This is a genomic window from Pseudomonas sp. 58(2021) (assembly GCF_017491585.1).
Taxonomy (GTDB): domain Bacteria; phylum Pseudomonadota; class Gammaproteobacteria; order Pseudomonadales; family Pseudomonadaceae; genus Aquipseudomonas; species Aquipseudomonas fluorescens_BT.
Map to the genome: position 1 here is coordinate 67,940 of NZ_JAFGYZ010000008.1, position 13,714 is coordinate 81,653.

The 13,714-nt window shown below is 60.9% G+C and carries 17 protein-coding genes; 8 read left to right on the forward strand and 9 right to left on the reverse strand.

Features of this window, described 5'->3' with window-relative positions:
• The first annotated feature begins 46 nt into the window (after window positions 1-46).
• Entirely contained in the window at window positions 47-454 is a 408-nt protein-coding gene (locus J5M72_RS11240; RefSeq protein WP_207865484.1) for a hypothetical protein, read from the forward strand.
• A gap of 2 nt (window positions 455-456) precedes the next feature.
• Window positions 457-939: a GreA/GreB family elongation factor gene (locus J5M72_RS11245; RefSeq protein WP_169431326.1), complete on the forward strand. Its 483-nt coding sequence runs from the start codon at window positions 457-459 to the stop codon at window positions 937-939.
• Window positions 940-947: 8 nt separating this feature from the next.
• On the opposite strand, the gene cysB is transcribed toward J5M72_RS11245, so the two are convergent.
• From cysB to J5M72_RS11270, 5 genes are all read right to left on the reverse strand, one after another.
• Window positions 948-1,922 (reverse strand): HTH-type transcriptional regulator CysB, encoded by a 975-nt coding sequence (cysB, locus tag J5M72_RS11250; RefSeq protein WP_007955684.1) that lies wholly within the window; start codon window positions 1,920-1,922, stop codon window positions 948-950.
• 113 nt (window positions 1,923-2,035) lie between these two features.
• Window positions 2,036-2,539, reverse strand: coding sequence for a universal stress protein (locus J5M72_RS11255; protein WP_169431327.1), 504 nt, complete (start codon window positions 2,537-2,539; stop codon window positions 2,036-2,038).
• A 98-nt stretch (window positions 2,540-2,637) separates the two neighbouring features.
• Complete coding sequence (locus J5M72_RS11260; RefSeq protein WP_169431328.1) at window positions 2,638-3,543, reverse strand: 5'-nucleotidase; 906 nt, start codon at window positions 3,541-3,543, stop codon at window positions 2,638-2,640.
• Between the two features lie 24 nt (window positions 3,544-3,567).
• Window positions 3,568-4,524 carry a putative 2-dehydropantoate 2-reductase gene (locus J5M72_RS11265; protein WP_207865485.1) on the reverse strand — a complete coding sequence of 319 codons (957 nt, stop codon included), beginning with the start codon at window positions 4,522-4,524 and terminating at the stop codon, window positions 3,568-3,570.
• Window positions 4,524-4,910 carry a thioredoxin family protein gene (locus J5M72_RS11270; RefSeq protein ID WP_207865486.1) on the reverse strand — a complete coding sequence of 129 codons (387 nt, stop codon included), beginning with the start codon at window positions 4,908-4,910 and terminating at the stop codon, window positions 4,524-4,526. The genes J5M72_RS11265 and J5M72_RS11270 overlap by 1 nt, the downstream gene beginning before the upstream one ends.
• Between J5M72_RS11270 and J5M72_RS11275 the strand changes: the two genes are divergently transcribed.
• Together J5M72_RS11275 and J5M72_RS11280 are read left to right on the forward strand one after the other, a co-directional pair.
• A complete protein-coding gene (locus tag J5M72_RS11275; protein WP_169431331.1) occupies window positions 4,909-5,352 on the forward strand; it encodes a PilZ domain-containing protein in 444 nt (147 codons plus the stop codon). The two genes, J5M72_RS11270 and J5M72_RS11275, sit on opposite strands and share 2 nt — an antisense overlap.
• 129 nt (window positions 5,353-5,481) lie before the next feature.
• Window positions 5,482-6,558, forward strand: a complete 1,077-nt coding sequence (locus J5M72_RS11280; RefSeq protein ID WP_007908583.1) for a 3-deoxy-7-phosphoheptulonate synthase — start codon at window positions 5,482-5,484, stop codon at window positions 6,556-6,558.
• 68 nt (window positions 6,559-6,626) lie between these two features.
• Here the strand turns inward: J5M72_RS11280 and J5M72_RS11285 are convergent, their stop codons facing one another.
• Window positions 6,627-6,908, reverse strand: a complete 282-nt coding sequence (locus J5M72_RS11285; protein WP_007955658.1) for a GNAT family N-acetyltransferase — start codon at window positions 6,906-6,908, stop codon at window positions 6,627-6,629.
• Between the two features lie 637 nt (window positions 6,909-7,545).
• Here J5M72_RS11285 and oprI point away from each other — a divergent pair.
• Complete coding sequence (oprI, locus tag J5M72_RS11290) at window positions 7,546-7,797, forward strand: outer membrane lipoprotei OprI (RefSeq protein ID WP_003199355.1); 252 nt, start codon at window positions 7,546-7,548, stop codon at window positions 7,795-7,797.
• 123 nt (window positions 7,798-7,920) lie between these two features.
• Here oprI and J5M72_RS11295 read toward each other — a convergent pair whose 3' ends face one another.
• From J5M72_RS11295 to J5M72_RS11305, 3 genes are all read right to left on the reverse strand, one after another.
• Complete coding sequence (locus J5M72_RS11295) at window positions 7,921-8,892, reverse strand: L,D-transpeptidase family protein (RefSeq protein WP_169431332.1); 972 nt, start codon at window positions 8,890-8,892, stop codon at window positions 7,921-7,923.
• A gap of 135 nt (window positions 8,893-9,027) precedes the next feature.
• Window positions 9,028-9,321, reverse strand: a complete 294-nt coding sequence (locus tag J5M72_RS11300; RefSeq protein ID WP_007908575.1) for a hypothetical protein — start codon at window positions 9,319-9,321, stop codon at window positions 9,028-9,030.
• Between the two features lie 57 nt (window positions 9,322-9,378).
• Window positions 9,379-9,984: an arylesterase gene (locus J5M72_RS11305; protein ID WP_169431333.1), complete on the reverse strand. Its 606-nt coding sequence runs from the start codon at window positions 9,982-9,984 to the stop codon at window positions 9,379-9,381.
• A 10-nt stretch (window positions 9,985-9,994) separates the two neighbouring features.
• On the opposite strand from J5M72_RS11305, the gene J5M72_RS11310 reads away from it, so the two are divergent.
• The 3 genes from J5M72_RS11310 to greB are packed head-to-tail and all read left to right on the forward strand — an operon-like array spanning window position 9,995 to window position 13,714.
• Window positions 9,995-10,678, forward strand: a complete 684-nt coding sequence (locus J5M72_RS11310) for an ABC transporter ATP-binding protein (protein WP_169431334.1) — start codon at window positions 9,995-9,997, stop codon at window positions 10,676-10,678.
• Window positions 10,678-13,182, forward strand: a complete 2,505-nt coding sequence (locus tag J5M72_RS11315) for an ABC transporter permease (protein ID WP_207865487.1) — start codon at window positions 10,678-10,680, stop codon at window positions 13,180-13,182. The genes J5M72_RS11310 and J5M72_RS11315 overlap by 1 nt, the downstream gene beginning before the upstream one ends.
• A gap of 34 nt (window positions 13,183-13,216) precedes the next feature.
• The gene (greB, locus tag J5M72_RS11320) at window positions 13,217-13,714 is read left to right on the forward strand and encodes a transcription elongation factor GreB (protein WP_003226818.1); all 498 of its coding nucleotides are present in this window, start codon (window positions 13,217-13,219) and stop codon (window positions 13,712-13,714) included.

Here is a 13,714-nt window from a genome sequence, read left to right on the forward strand (position 1 = left end):
GTGCGACAATCGCCACTTGCCCGCAATCATCCGCCAGGAGGCAGTCATGCCCTACCGCCCAACCCCGCGTCGCCCCTTGCCTGTTCAGCTTAGCGCGCTGCAATTGACCGGCAGCATTGCCCTGGGATTGTGGCTGGGTTTCCTGGCCATTGCGCTGACTTGCTGGCTCGCCTCGCTGCTCTTCAGCCGTCAATTGCAACCGGTGACGGAGGCCATTCAGCAACTGAGCAAACCGGCGGTAGCCGCGCAGCCTCAGGAAGATCCGCAGCCGCAGAACCGCCTGTTCGAACAATACGAAGAAAACCTGCGCAAGAACGAGCAGCACAATCGCCTGGATCAGGCCCGCAGCAGCACGCGCAACCAGTCGAACCCTAAATGCCAGTTCTGGCTCCAGCAGGATCAGACCGCTCCCAGCGAAAAGAGCCGCGCCAATGTCCTGCAATTCTGCGATTGATCATGAACAAACACACTGTCCACCAACTGATTCTCGACAAACTGCGCGTCGATCTCGACATCGCCGAACGTGCCGCGCAAACCGCATACGAAACCGCGACTCACGAAGAGAACATCGCTGAAAACAAGTACGACACTCTGGGGCTCGAGGCGTCGTACCTGGCGGCCGGGCAAGCGAAACGGGTCGAGGAAATCCGCCAATCACTGGCGGTTTGCCAGAACCTGACGCTTCGGGCCTACGACGATCAGCGCGGAATCGAAATCGGCGCCCTGCTCGGTCTGGAAGACGAAAAGGGTCGCGAGCAATGGCTGTTTCTGGCGCCCGATGCGGCGGGTCTGAAGGTCGACGTGGTGGGTCAGCCGATCACCGTCATCACCCCACGCTCGCCGCTGGGCAAAAGCCTGCTGGGAAAGTGCGAGGGCGATGAAGTGGAGATTCTGGTGGCAGGCACCCGGCAACAGTTCGCTGTCACCGAGGTGCTGTAGAGAGGGACTCAGTGGACGGGCAGTTCGACGCCTTCGAACAGCTCTTCCAGTTCCTGCTTGTTGTGACACTGGATGGCCTTGGCCATGACTTCGCGAGTCAGGTGCGGTGCGAATTTCTCGATGAAGTCGCACATGAAGCCACGCAGGAAGGTGCCACGACGGAAACCGATCTTGGTCACGCTGGACTCGAACAGCTCGCTGGCATCGAGCACAACCAGGTCATTATCGAGCTTGGTATCGACGGCCATTTTGGCCACGATGCCGACACCCAGCCCCAGACGTACGTAGGTTTTGATGACGTCGGCGTCGGCGGCGGTGAACACCACTTTCGGCGTCAGGCCGCGATGGCTGAAGGCTTCGTCGAGTTTCGAACGGCCGGTGAAACCGAACACGTAAGTCACGATCGGGTATTCGGCCAGTGCCTCGAGGGTCAGCTTCGGCAGCTTGGTCAGCGGGTGGCCCTGAGGCACGACCACGCAGCGGTTCCAGCGGTAGCACGGCATCATCACCAGATCGCCGAACAGTTCCAGCGCTTCGGTGGCGATGGCGAAATCCACAGTGCCGTCAGCGGCCATTTCGGCGATCTGCATCGGCGAACCCTGGTGCATGTGCAGCGCCACGTCCGGGTATTGCTTGATGAAATTGCTGATCACCGGCGGCAGTGCGTAACGTGCCTGGGTGTGAGTGGTGGCGATCGACAGGGTGCCTTTCTTCTCGTTGGAGAACTCTTGAGCGATCTGCTTGATGCTTTCGACCTTGCGCAGAATCTCGCCAGCGGTGGTGATGATGCGCTCGCCGGCCGGGGTGACGCGGGTCAGGTGTTTGCCGCTGCGGGCGAACACTTCGACACCCAGTTCGTCTTCCAGCAGGCGGATCTGTTTACTGATGCCCGGTTGCGAGGTGTAAAGGCTTTGGGCGGTAGCGGAAACGTTGAGGTCGTGGTGCGCCACTTCCCAGATGTAGCGCAATTGTTGAAGCTTCATATGAATCCCTCAAAGCAGGTAGACGCCACGGGCATCAGCGACGGTATATAACTATATTAATGGTTTGGAGAATAAATCTAGAACTTTTTCATCAAAAGGCCATTATTCCTGCTTCAGCGATCCCCCCGACGCCGACGCTCAACCAGCGGCACCATGTAAACCGGCACCTTGGACAACTGCAGCACGCGGGTCGCCGTGCGTCCCAACGGTGTTTCCGCCCCGACCCCGTGGCTGTGACTTCCTACGATCAGCAAATCGACAGAGAGTTTCTGTACCTGATCGAGAATCACCTGTGACGGATCGCCCTGCAGCACCCGTACCGCACGAATCCGCAGCAGGTCCTGCTCACCCTCGTCCCCCAGCTCTTCGCGAAAGCTGTCGAGCACCCGTTGCTCGATATTGGCAATCACGGTTTTCAGACCCTGGCTATGGAACTCGTTCAATGCCTGTTCGTCGAGATAGCTCTGCAATACCGATTCGGCAAACAGCCCCATGGGCTCCACCGCATGCACCACATACAAGTCGGCATTGAACGTTCGAGCCATCGTCAGGGCATGCTGCATCACTAACGGTGCGTACAGACCGAGGTCAGTGGCATACAGCATCGAACGAATCATATGACCTCCTCGCAAGCCAACATGGCGGAGATTTGATTCAGCTTAGCAGTGCCTTGGCGAGTACGACGTGCGACGCAACGTCTTGAACCACGTGGGCTTTAGACCGCCGGTTCGTTGCTGATGCCATGGGGGACATGGCCGGTGGCGACCACCTCGCGGGCCAGCTCGCAGTGACCGGCCTGATCGTCGAAGAACACGTCGGCGGCGAACGCTTCGAGAAATGCCGACTTGGTCAGTCCACCCAGAAACAGCGACTCGTCCAGGCGGATGTCCCATTCGCGCAAGGTGCGGATCACCCGCTCGTGGGCCGGGGCCGAACGTGCCGTGACCAGGGCAGTACGGATCGGGCAGGCATCGTCAGGGAACTCGCGCTGCAACAGATTGAGCGCCGCCAGAAAGCCTTTGAACGGCCCACCGCGCAATGGCTCGCGCGCGGATTCACGCTCCTTGGCCTGGAAGGCTTCGAGGCCGCCGGACTGATAGATCCGCTCCGATTCGTCGGAAAACAGCACCGCGTCACCGTCGAAGGCAATGCGCAATTCATCGCTGGCTGCACGGCTGGCGCCACCGGAAAGAATGGTGGCCGCCGCAAAGCCGTTGTCCAGTGCCGAGCGCACGTCTTCGGCGTGGGTGGAAAGAAACAGGTCGCAACCGAAGGCTTTGAGATAAGGATAAGGGCTGCGCCCGCCGACAAACGCCGCACGGGAAATCGCCAGGCCGTAGTGATCGATCGAGTGAAACACCCGCAGCCCCGTGTCGGCACTGTTGCGCGATACCAGAATCACCTCGACCCGGGCGCGACCGAGGCGAGTGTTGAGGTTGAGCAGTTTTTCCACCAGCGCAAAGGCATCGCCCGGCGCCAGGATTTCGTCTTCATGCTCGATCTGATATTGCCGATAGGCTTCGACGCCGCTCGACAGGTAGACCTTGTGGCTTTCGCTCAGGTCGAACAGGGCACGGGACGAAATCGCCAGCACCAGTTTGTCATCGATGTTCTTGGCCATGCCTTCCCCCCCAGTGCGACCGGTTCAAACGTTGCGCCGGTCGATAAAGCTCAATGTGCGGTACAACGATTCGATTCGCGGCAACTCGCAGCCCGCCGCTTTTGCCGCCGCCAAGGGTCGAGCGTAGATGGCGTCCAGTTCCAGCGGTCGCTTGTGCAGAAAGTCGTGGTACATGCTCGGCCAATAGTCGGGCATTTTCTCGGTCATCATGAACAGGTACTGGGCGTAACCCGGTGGCATGTCATGACCGCAGGCCTTGGCGCCCAGCACCACTTCAGCCATCAGCGCCTGAATCAACGCGCGGCTGTCAGTGTCGGCCATCAATGGCGTGGTGCTGGCACCGAGCAACACCGAGAGCCCGTTGTAGGGAATGTTCCACACCAGTTTCTGCCAGCGCGCCTGATGCAGGTTCGGCATCGCCTGGGAATCGAGACCGGCGGCCCGGAACAGGCCGGCGCCCGCCTCGACGATTGCCATGCGCGCCGCATCATCCGGTGCCGGGCCGCTGTGATAGCCGACGTTCACTGCCCCCAGCGCCTGATGGGTGATCTGCCCCGGCCCTTCGCGGTGGACGCAGATCAGGCACAAGCCGCCGAGCAAATGCAGGGAATCGGGCAGCAACACCCGCAAGCTGTCTTCGACATCGAGGCCGTTTTGCAGTACCAGCACTTTCGCGTCGGGTTTCGCCGCCTGAATGATCGACGGTGCAAGCCCCGCATTGCTGGTGGTCTTGGCGCCGACCAGCAGCCAGTCGCAGGGCGGCATGTCTTCTGCCGACGAATAGGCCTGCACCGGGTTCAGCGTCAGTGCGCCGTGCACCGCGCTGTTCACCTGCAAGCCACGCTCGGCAACCGCAGTAAATTCGCTGCGCAGCAAAAAATGCACATCGAACCCGGCCCGCGCCAGCATCAAGCCGTAAAACCCTCCGATTGCACCGGTACCGATAATCCCTACCATCGGTTTATCGACTACTGCCCCCATCACGGCAACTCCTCTGCAACTCGACCCAGCGCCTGCGCCACGGCTGCGTTCAGCTCAGTGGCATTCAGGCGCGTGTGTACCGCCCCGAAGAACTCGCCGTCGCGCACCACGAACAACGCCGGCAAATGAAAGACCTGATAACGCTCGACCAGACCACCGTTGTCGCCGGCGTCGATCCAGCACACGCGATCGACTGCCAGTTCCAGCCCGGGGAATACCTCGCGGGCATACCTGCAACTGGCGCAGCCGACACTGGTGAAAATCACCAGTGAAACGCCACTCATCGCCAGCAGCCGTTGGTCGGCGTCGAAATCGGTCAGTTCCGATTCGAACACTATACTGGGGGAAACAATGTCAAATGGCCGACACAGGGAGTCTGTGCTCATGGGACGGTTTATTCCTCATCCGGATGATGTGCCCGTCGAACTGACGTTGCTCAAACCTGAGTGCATTTCGCGGCAACAGCTGCACACTATCAGCCTCGGCGGCATCGCTTGCAATTACCACCGTGCCTGGCGTCATGGCACCGCACTGCAAGTGCGCATGCCCACACTCAATGCCGACTTCGCCTGCCCGGGCTATGTAGCCTGGTGCCTGCGCCGTAAAAAGGGTTATCTGGTGGGGATTGCGTTCACCGATGAACAAACTCTTTTCAGCGCGAGAATGGGTGAGCAGGTGTGTCAGATCGAGCGTTATTGCCGAATCAACGATGCCCACGATGACCTGCAGGATATCCAGGCACGAGCGCTGCAATGGGTCGAACAGCACGCCGAAGAGTTTTCCCACGACACCGTTCGCAAGGCATTTGCGCAACCCGTGCTGGACTGAACGGTTACATGCCCATTGTCGACAGGCGCCCGACGCGCTAAGGTTCGGCTCCCCGACGCGCTTAAATCTGCTGTGCTCCGCCGCGCGGGGATCGCTGGCGGCCGGCATCCGTGACCTGACGAGTAAACGATGGCTGATTTACCGATCAACGACCTAAACGTCGCCTCCAACGAGACCCTGATCACTCCCGATCAGCTCAAGCGTGATATCCCTCTGAGCGACGCTGCCCTGCGCACCGTCACCAAGGGTCGCGAAGTCATCCGCAACATTCTCGATGGCACCGACCATCGTCTGTTCGTGGTGATCGGCCCCTGCTCGATTCACGACATCAAGGCTGCCCACGAATACGCCGATCGCCTGAAAGTGCTGGCGGCGGAAGTTTCGGACACCCTGTACCTGGTCATGCGCGTGTATTTCGAAAAACCGCGCACCACCGTCGGCTGGAAGGGCCTGATCAACGACCCGTATCTGGACGACTCGTTCAAGATCCAGGATGGTCTGCACATCGGTCGCCAGTTGTTGCTGGACCTGGCCGAGAAAGGCCTGCCGACGGCGACCGAAGCACTCGATCCGATCTCCCCGCAGTATCTGCAGGATCTGATCAGCTGGTCGGCCATCGGCGCCCGCACCACCGAATCCCAGACCCACCGCGAGATGGCTTCCGGCCTGTCTTCGGCCGTCGGCTTCAAGAACGGCACCGACGGCGGCCTGACCGTGGCGATCAACGCCTTGCAGTCGGTTTCCAGCCCGCACCGTTTCCTGGGGATCAACCAGGAAGGTGGTGTGTCGATCGTCACCACCAAAGGCAACGCCTACGGTCACGTGGTGCTGCGCGGCGGTAATGGCAAGCCGAACTACGACTCGGTCAGCGTCGCCCTGTGCGAACAGGCGCTGAACAAGGCGAAGATCAAGCCGAACATCATGGTCGACTGCAGCCACGCCAACTCCAACAAGGATCCGGCCCTGCAACCGCTGGTGATGGAGAACGTCGCCAACCAGATCCTCGAAGGCAACCAGTCGATCATCGGCCTGATGGTCGAGAGTCACCTGAACTGGGGCTGCCAGGCGATCCCGAAAGACCTCGCCGACCTGCAATACGGCGTGTCGATCACCGATGCCTGCATCGACTGGTCGGCCACCGAGAACACCTTGCGCAGCATGCACGCCAAGCTCAAGGATGTTCTGCCGAAACGTCAGCGCAGCTGATCGCGTTTTCGCAGGCATAAAAAAACGCCGGGCATTGCCCGGCGTTTTTGTGTGTGATGTGAGGCCAATCAGATCTTCGCGGTGCGCCGCTGATGCCGCTCCATGTAGCGCTCCACGTAGGAGCACGAAGGAATGACCGTGTAACCCATCTCGTCGGCGTACTGCAGCGCCCGTTCGGTCAGGGCTGCCGCGATGCCTCGGCCACGCAGTGCGTTGGGCACAAAGGTGCGGTAGATATCCAGGGTCTGTTTCCCCAGATCCATATAGGTCAGGTAGGCACGATGACCGTCCACATTGGTCTCGAACTGATGACCAGCCTGGTCATGGTGGATGGACAACGCCTCGCTCATCACTTCTCCTCGCGGGTCTCGAATTCTGACCCCTACCTTACCGATGTTTTCCCGGCGAAGGAACATCTACGCCACCCCGTGCCTGATGGACACCGAGAAGAACCGCACCGATCTCGCGCAACACGAGCACGTATCAAATAGTAGGCACCAATGGCGAAAATGCTCAAGGCACACTCGTCATCAGGCTGATTGGCGGGGCGGCTCCGGTGGACTCAGGGCCGGCTCGGAAGAGGCTTCTCCCGCACCGTAAGGCTGAACATCGCCGGATGTTGAGACTTAAGACGTGCCGCCTTTTTTAAAGTCACCTGAACATGGACAAAGATATGCGAGCCGCCACGCAAAATCGCAACAAAAGTGTGGACGAATCCATATACACGTCCTTTAGCCAAGATCGGCAAAACAGCAGCCGACAACGGGAACTTTTTCTCAATAACTCGCTCACGGTGGGCCTTACAGCTGAGTATTTTTTATACAGCACCGCTAAAAGTTGCTCGAAAAAGAATCAACGCCTACAATTTTTTTTGCTTCTTGCCTTACGTCAGTTTACTTACTACAAGTAATGGGTAGTATGTACGCCGGCTATTTCCTCAATCGGAGGAGACAGCCACTTAATTGAAAGTCCTTGAAGGGGAACACGATGAACAACGTTCTGAAATTCTCTGCTCTGGCTCTGGCCGCAGTTCTGGCTACCGGTTGCAGCAGCGCATCGAAAGAAACCGAAGCACGTCTGACCGCTACTGAAGACGCAGCTGCTCGCTCCCAGGCTCGTGCAGACGAAGCTTACCGTAAAGCTGATGAAGCTCTGGCTGCTGCTCAAAAAGCACAACAGACTGCTGACGAAGCTAACGAGCGTGCTCTGCGCATGCTGGACAAAGCTAGCCGCAAGTAATAGTCCTTCGGGATTGTTATCAAGCCGACCCGTTTTTCGGGTCGGCTTTTTTTTGCCTGAAATTTTCTTCATGCAATAAAAAACCCGCCGACACGCAAGCGTCGGCGGGTTTTGTCTTTCAGCTTACTGCTGCAGGTCGATCGGTGCGCTCGACACGATCGGCGCCGAGGTATTGGGCGTGCCGATTTCGGTTGGCAGTCCATCTTCGGCTGCGACCACATCACGCACCACGTCCCAGTTCATGCGCAGGTTGTTGGTGATGTCTTCACGCTTGAGCATCGCGTTGATCACGGCAGTGTGCTTGTCGACCACCGACGGGTTGCCTTTGTCGTCGATCGGTGTGTGCGCCTCCAGATAGACCTTGCCGCCGCTGCGACCGAACTTGTACGCATCGTTGATGATCCGTACCGAAGTCCCCACCGGCACCATGCCGGCCATTTCCAGCACGTTATTGTTGAACATGCGGAAGCAGCCGTGACTGGTGCGCATGCCGATGCCGAATTTCTTGTTCGAACCGTGAATCAGGTAGCCCGGTGTGCCCAGGGTGAACTTGAACGGCCCCAGCGGGTTGTCCGGACCGGCCGGCACCACGTTCGGCAACGGATCGCCATCGGCGGCGTGCTCGGCCTTGATCGAGGCTGGCGGCGTCCAGGTCGGATTCGGCGTTTTGGCGGTGATCGTGGTGTGGGCGATCGGTGAGCCCCAGCCTTCACGACCGATACCCAGCGGGAAGGTGTACACCACGTTCTTGCCTTTCGGGAAGTAGTAGAGGCGATACTCGGCCAGGTTGATCACAATGCCTTCGCGCGGGCCCGGCGGCAGGATGAAGCGGGTCGGCAGGACCACTTCAGTGCCGGCGCCCGGCAACCAGGCATCGACGCCCGGGTTGGCCGCGACCATCTCCGAATAGCCCAGATCGTAGGTGGTGCCCAGATCGGCAAAGGTATCTTCGTACTTGGCCTTGATCACCTGCACCTGGCCGATGATGTCTTCGCCAGGCGGTGGCAGGGGAAACTCCAATGCGGCAACGGGACCGGCCACACACAGGGCGGCAAGAGACAGGCAGCGGGTGACGGCAGGAAAACGCGGCAACATCCGGAGAATCCTTCGCAGATCGACAAGGGTATAGGAGCGCGATTGTACACCGCGCCTCGGGAATTCGGGGAGATCCGCCGATGGGCAGACAGAACTCTTCATGTTCGACCTGCCGCCAACTGGAAACGGGTGGACCTACAGTTCGAAACGCAGCTCAGGCCAGATCGGCGACGTCCCACGCTTCTGCGATTCGAGGATCGCCCGGCACAGCGAGCACAGGCGCTGATCCTGGAACACCCGGCGATCCACGCTCGACCAGCGCGGTTGCGCCGGCAGCAGACTGCCGCACAGGGTTCGGTCCGCCGAGCCACCGAGCTCCAGTTGACGGGTCACCAGATGCACCCGCACTTCCTGGCAGGCGAACAGATCCAGCTGTTCGTCAGGCTCGATCAGTTGGTAGGCAAACAGGGACCAGGCAGAACGCGACATCGGGGGCTCCATTTAGGGGGGCGCCACATTAGCCGAAAGCCTGCCGCTAGAAAAGCCTCATAGCAGCGGTTTTAGCGTCGGCCAGACATTTTCCAGCAACTTGCCCTGAGCCCCGGCTGCCGGGTGCAGACCATCGGCCTGCATCAAGTCCGGATGCCCGCCCACGCCTTCGAGGAAAAACGGCACCAGCGGGATTTTCTTCTCCTCGGCGAGCTTGCCGTAAACCCGGGCAAAGGCATCGGTGTAGCGCTTGCCGTAGTTGGGTGGCAACTGCATGCCGAGCAATAGCACCTTGGCCCCCTGTTCGCGGGAGCTGTCGATCATCGACGCAAGATTTTGTTGCAATTGCGTTGGAGGCATTCCGCGCAGGCCGTCATTACCGCCCAGCTCGAGGATCACGAGCTCCGGCTTGTGCTCTGCAAGCAGCGCCGGCAGCCGCGCCTGGCCTCCGGCACTGGTGTCGCCGCTGATGGAGGCGTTGACCACTTTATCGTCAAAACCTTCGGCCTTGAGCCGCTGCTCGAGCAGCGACACCCACCCCAACCGGGTATCCAGCCCGAAACCGGCGCTGATACTATCGCCAACGATCAGGACTGTACCCGCCGCTGCGTTCTGGGCCATGCACATCAAGGCCAGGCCAGCACTCAAAAACCACACACGCATCGGATTCTCCATGGGCGCAAGCATTCTCACCGCGAAGAACCTTAGCAAAGTGGTTCCCAGCGCGGAAGGTGAACTGACCATCCTGCACGAACTCAGCCTGGAACTGAACAAGGGCGACAGCCTGGCCATCGTCGGCGCGTCCGGCTCCGGAAAATCCACCCTGCTCGGCCTGCTTGCCGGCCTCGATCTGCCGAGCGGCGGCGAAGTTGTTCTCGCCGGCCAGTCCCTGAGCAATCTCGACGAAGACCAGCGCGCGCGCATCCGTGCCGAACACGTGGGTTTTGTCTTTCAATCCTTCCAGTTGCTCGACAGCCTCAATGCCCTGGAAAACGTCATGCTGCCGCTGGAGCTCGACGGCCGCAAAGACGCTCGCGGTCGCGCCACCGAATTGCTGCAACGGGTCGGCCTCGGCCAGCGCCTGACCCACTCGCCGCGCCAGCTCTCCGGCGGCGAGCAACAACGGGTGGCGATTGCCCGGGCTTTTGCTGCCGAGCCGGATGTACTGTTCGCCGACGAGCCCACCGGCAACCTTGACAGCCATACCGGCGAGCGCATCAGCGACTTGCTGTTCGAACTGAACAAGGAACGCGGCACCACGCTGGTGCTGGTGACCCACGACGAACGCCTGGCCCATCGGTGCCGGCGCCTGATCCGACTTGAAGCCGGCCTGCTGGTCGCCCCCCTGGAGCCTTGATGGCACGTCTGCCGCTGTTGCGCCTGTTCAGCCTTGCCCTGCGCCAGCTCCTGCGCGATGCCCGCGCCGGGGAGTTGCGGGTGTTGTTCTTCGCCTTGCTGGTGGCCGTGGCGGCAAGTACCGCCATCGGCTACTTCGGCGCCCGCCTGAATGGCGCAATGACGTTGCGCGCCACCGAGTTTCTCGGCGCGGATCTGGTACTCGAAGGCAGCTCACCGGCGCGACCGGAACAAATCAGGAGCGGTACCGATCTGCGCCTCGACCACGCGCAGATCGTCGAATTCTCCAGCGTCATCGCCACCGACAACGGCATTCAGTTATCGAGCATCAAGGCCGTCGACCGTGCCTATCCGCTGCGCGGCGAGCTGAAAAGCGCCCCCACCCCTTTCGCTGCCGAAGAAGCCGGTGGCGAACCGCAGCCGGGCGAAGCCTGGGTCGAATCGCGCCTGCTCACCGCACTGGACCTGAAGATCGGCGACAGCATCGACGTCGGCATGAAAACGTTGAAACTGACGCGAGTGCTGACTTACGAACCGGATCGCGCCGGCAACTTTTACAGCCTGACGCCACGCGTGCTGATCAACCTCGACGACCTCGCCGCGACCGGCGTCGTCCAGCCCGGCAGCCGGGTGAGCTATCGCGAGCTGTGGCGCGGCGAACCCAAAGCGCTGGAAACCTATCGCCAACTGATCAAGCCGGGACTTGCCGCCAACCAGCGGATTCAGGATGCCCGGGACGGCAACCGGCAGATCGGTGGCGCCTTGGGCAAGGCCGAGCGCTATCTGAACATGGCCAGTCTGGTCGCCGTGCTGTTGGCCGGTGTGGCCGTGGCGCTGTCGGCAAACCGCTTCGCCAGCCGTCGTTTCGATGCCAGCGCCCTGCTCCGTTGCCTGGGACTGTCACGCCGGGAAACCATGGTGCTGTTCAGCCTGCAACTGGCGGTACTGGGTCTGCTTGCCAGCCTCGGCGGCGCCCTGCTTGGCTGGCTTGCTCAATTGGGTTTGTTCGCGCTGCTGCATGATCTGTTACCGACCGACGTACCGCCGGGTGGCTTGCTGCCGGCGCTGGCGGGGATCGGCACCGGACTCGTGGCACTGGCCGGTTTCGCCCTGCCACCGCTCGCTGCGCTGGGCCGCGTGCCGCCGCTACGGGTTTTGCGCCGGGACATGCTGCCGATTCCGTCGAGCACCTGGATGGTCTACGGCGCTGCACTCGGTGCACTCGGATTGATCATGTGGCGCCTGAGCCTGGATCTGCTGCTGACCTTTGCTTTGCTCGGCGGTGGTGTGGTCGCCGCCCTGGTGCTCGGTGGTTTGCTGTTGCTACTGCTCAACAGCCTGCGTCGCCTGCTGGCTCGTGCCTCGCTGCCATGGCGCCTCGGCCTGGGTCAGTTGCTGCGTCATCCGCTCGCAGCAGCAGGACAGTCCCTGGCATTCGGTCTGATCCTGCTGTCCATGGCACTGATCGCTTTGCTGCGCGGCGAACTGCTCGACACCTGGCAAAACCAGTTGCCGAAGAATGCTCCGAACTATTTCGCCCTGAACATCCTGCCGGCGGACAAACAGGCCTTCACCGATCACCTGATCAATGTCTCGGCCCAGGCCGCGCCGTTGTATCCGGTGGTGCCGGGACGGCTGATCAGCATCAACGGTGAAGCAGTGCAGCAAATCGTCAGCAAGGATTCGGCCGGCGATCGGGCGATCCAGCGCGACCTGAGCCTGACCTGGGCTGCCGATTTGCCGGCGGGCAACAAGATCACCGCAGGTTCGTGGTGGAGCGGGCAACCCTCGGACGAGGTTCCGGGTGTGTCGGTAGAGGGTAAGGTCGCCGAAAGCCTCAAGCTCAAACTTGGCGATCATCTGGTGTTTACCGTTGGCGGGGTGAACCGCGAAGCGAAAGTCACCAGCCTGCGAGAGATCAACTGGGACAACTTCCAGCCGAACTTCTTCATGATCTTCCAGCCCGGCACCCTGAAGGATCTGCCGGCGACCTACCTGACCAGCTTCTATCTGGCGCCCGGTCACGACCAGCAGATCGTCGAGCTGTCGCGAGCATTCCCGGCGGTGACCATCCTGCAGGTCGAAGCCTTGCTCGAACAGCTGCGCAGCATCCTCGCCCAGGTCACCCTGGCGGTGGAGTACGTATTGTTGTTTGTGTTGGCGGCCGGGATGGCGGTGCTGTTCTCCGGGTTGCAGGCGACGCTGGATGAACGCATCCGTCAGGGCGCGCTGTTGCGTGCGCTGGGGGCGGAACGGCAGTTGCTGGTCAAGGCGCGGAGGATCGAGTTCGGCCTGCTGGGCGCAGTCAGCGGGTTGCTGGCGGCCCTCGGTTCGGAAGTGGTGAGTCTGGTGTTGTATCGCTTTGCGTTCGACCTGCCCTGGCACCCGCACCCTTGGTTGCTGTTGTTGCCGTTGATCGGTGCGGCGCTGATCGGTGGCGCCGGCGTGTTCGGCACCCGTCGGGCACTGAACGCGAGCCCGCTGACAGTGCTGCGCGAGGGTTGATAGACTCCAGCCCTCAATACCACAAGAAGTAGCCATGAGCCGTTATCGCCCTCCCCGCACTGCCGGCACCGCGCTGATCACCCCCGAAGGTGAAGCGCGGATGCGCGCCGAATTCCATGAGTTGTGGCACGTACGCCGTCCGCAGGTGACGCAATCGGTCAGCGAAGCCGCGGCTCAGGGCGATCGGTCGGAAAATGCCGAGTACACCTACGGCAAGAAGATGCTGCGCGAGATCGACAGCCGCGTGCGTTTTCTCACCAAGCGACTGGAGGCGTTGAAAGTCGTCAGCGAAAAACCGAGCGATCCGAACAAAGTCTACTTCGGCGCCTGGGTGACCATCGAGGATGAGGACGGCAAACAGTCGCGCTACCGCATCGTCGGCCCGGACGAACTGGACCTGAAACTGGGCCTGATCAGCATCGACTCACCGCTGGCCCGCGCCCTGATCGGCAAGGCGCTGGACGCCGAAGTACGGGTCCAGACGCCAACCGGCGAGCAATTCGTTTACATCGTGGCAATCGACTATCCCTGA

Excerpts from the sequence above, each read along its gene's own strand:
- J5M72_RS11275 (WP_169431331.1), top strand. The coding sequence starts at position 4,909 with ATGGGACGGTTTATTCCTCATCCGGATGATGTGCCCGTCGAACTGACG.
- J5M72_RS11285 (WP_007955658.1), bottom strand. The coding sequence starts at position 6,908 with ATGAGCGAGGCGTTGTCCATCCACCATGACCAGGCTGGTCATCAGTTC.
- cysB (WP_007955684.1), bottom strand. The coding sequence starts at position 1,922 with ATGAAGCTTCAACAATTGCGCTACATCTGGGAAGTGGCGCACCACGAC.
- J5M72_RS11270 (WP_207865486.1), bottom strand. The coding sequence starts at position 4,910 with ATGAGCACAGACTCCCTGTGTCGGCCATTTGACATTGTTTCCCCCAGT.
- J5M72_RS11300 (WP_007908575.1), bottom strand. The coding sequence starts at position 9,321 with ATGTCGCGTTCTGCCTGGTCCCTGTTTGCCTACCAACTGATCGAGCCT.
- J5M72_RS11315 (WP_207865487.1), top strand. The coding sequence starts at position 10,678 with ATGGCACGTCTGCCGCTGTTGCGCCTGTTCAGCCTTGCCCTGCGCCAG.
- J5M72_RS11295 (WP_169431332.1), bottom strand. The coding sequence starts at position 8,892 with ATGTTGCCGCGTTTTCCTGCCGTCACCCGCTGCCTGTCTCTTGCCGCC.
- J5M72_RS11265 (WP_207865485.1), bottom strand. The coding sequence starts at position 4,524 with ATGGGGGCAGTAGTCGATAAACCGATGGTAGGGATTATCGGTACCGGT.
- J5M72_RS11310 (WP_169431334.1), top strand. The coding sequence starts at position 9,995 with ATGGGCGCAAGCATTCTCACCGCGAAGAACCTTAGCAAAGTGGTTCCC.
- greB (WP_003226818.1), top strand. The coding sequence starts at position 13,217 with ATGAGCCGTTATCGCCCTCCCCGCACTGCCGGCACCGCGCTGATCACC.
- J5M72_RS11255 (WP_169431327.1), bottom strand. The coding sequence starts at position 2,539 with ATGATTCGTTCGATGCTGTATGCCACTGACCTCGGTCTGTACGCACCG.
- oprI (WP_003199355.1), top strand. The coding sequence starts at position 7,546 with ATGAACAACGTTCTGAAATTCTCTGCTCTGGCTCTGGCCGCAGTTCTG.
- J5M72_RS11245 (WP_169431326.1), top strand. The coding sequence starts at position 457 with ATGAACAAACACACTGTCCACCAACTGATTCTCGACAAACTGCGCGTC.
- J5M72_RS11260 (WP_169431328.1), bottom strand. The coding sequence starts at position 3,543 with ATGGCCAAGAACATCGATGACAAACTGGTGCTGGCGATTTCGTCCCGT.
- J5M72_RS11280 (WP_007908583.1), top strand. The coding sequence starts at position 5,482 with ATGGCTGATTTACCGATCAACGACCTAAACGTCGCCTCCAACGAGACC.
- J5M72_RS11305 (WP_169431333.1), bottom strand. The coding sequence starts at position 9,984 with ATGCGTGTGTGGTTTTTGAGTGCTGGCCTGGCCTTGATGTGCATGGCC.
- J5M72_RS11240 (WP_207865484.1), top strand. The coding sequence starts at position 47 with ATGCCCTACCGCCCAACCCCGCGTCGCCCCTTGCCTGTTCAGCTTAGC.